1 protein-coding gene is annotated in these 1,357 nt (G+C 67.4%); it reads right to left on the minus strand.

Annotation, left to right across the window (positions count from 1 at the left end; translation table 11 throughout):
* Nucleotides 1-1,282 (minus strand): tripartite tricarboxylate transporter substrate-binding protein (locus IBL25_RS26155; RefSeq protein ID WP_202986896.1); only part of this gene is annotated, 1,282 nt, incomplete at its 3' end.
* Nucleotides 1,283-1,357: the final 75 nt, after the last annotated feature.

The raw sequence follows: 1,357 nt of genomic DNA on the forward strand, positions 1-1,357 counted from the left end.
AGTCGGGTTGCAGCTTCCGCTCCTGAACAACCTTCTTATAAACCTCGTATTCGGTCCTGATCTCCTGGGCGAACTCTTCCGGCGTATTGGCCACGATGAAGGAGCCCGTCTCCTCGATGCGCGCGCGCACGGCGGGCTCGGCCAGCGTTTTCACCACGGCCTCGCGCACCCGCTCGACGATCGGGCGCGGCAGTCCCTTCGGACCCACGACGCCGTAGAAGGCGGTGCGGTTGACCTGCTCCAGCCCGACCTCCTTGAAGGTCGGCACGTCCGGCAACGCGCCGACACGCTGGGGGGACGCGACCACGATGGGCACCAGCCTGCCCGACTGGATGAAGGGCAAGGCCGAGGGCAGGTTGTCGATGATTACCGGCACCTGTCCAGACACCGCATCGTTTAGAGCCGGACCGGAGCCCCGGTAGGGAACGTGGATGAGGTCCGCCCCGGACAGGCTCTTGTAGAGCTCCATCTGCAAGTGGAGGATGCTGCCGGTGCCGGAGGTGGCGTAGGCGTACTTGCCCGGGTTCTTCTTCACCTCCTCCGCCCAGGCCTGGAAGGTCTTGGCCGGGAAGGAAGGATGCACCGCCACCACGTTCGGCGTCGCCGCGATGTTGGTGATCGGCGTGAAGGCGGTGAGCGGATCGTACGGCGTCGAGGGCTGGATCGCGGGTACCGTGGCCACCGTCGATACCGTGGCAATGCCGAGTGAGTAGCCATCAGGCCTGGCGCGCGCGGTCTCGATGGCACCGGTCACGCCGCCGCCACCGCCCTTGTTCTCCACCACCATGGACTGGCCGTTGAAGTGCGGCGCGATCTGGCTGGTCACCACCCGCGCGATGATGTCTGTGGTGCCCCCGGGCGCGAAGGGCACCAGCAGCTTCACCGCCCGGTCGGGGTAAGCCTGCGCGAAGGCGCGGGAGGCGCCAAGAAGCGGCGCGGCCGCCAGCCCGGCCAGGAGGAGAGTTCTGCGATCCAGGCCGCCATTTGCGTTGTTGTTCGTCATCTCGTTCTCGCTGCCTTTGGACGGTCGCCTGTGGGCTCGGTGGCCTTGTTGGAGGTTGACTTCATAGCGCTCTCGGGCGCTCCCGGTTTCGGGGAACGTCCTGCTGCAGCGAGTGGCGGGCGCAACGGCCGCGCTCCGCTGGTTGCTGCGGGCGAGCGCGTCCGCGACGAAGCCCGACGCCTTCACTTCCTCCACGAAGCTGCGATGGGAGCCCGGCGCATGCTGGCCGCCCTTTGGTGCCCCGATCGTCTGCTCGATCGCCATGAAGCGCCCGTCCATGACCCGGAACTCCGGGCGACTGGCGGCATCGACCCGGGTCGATCAGGAGGACGCCGTCCGCAGACTAGGCTCAGG

This window comes from Pseudoroseomonas ludipueritiae, from assembly GCF_014490445.1.
GTDB classification, from domain to species: domain Bacteria; phylum Pseudomonadota; class Alphaproteobacteria; order Acetobacterales; family Acetobacteraceae; genus Pseudoroseomonas; species Pseudoroseomonas ludipueritiae.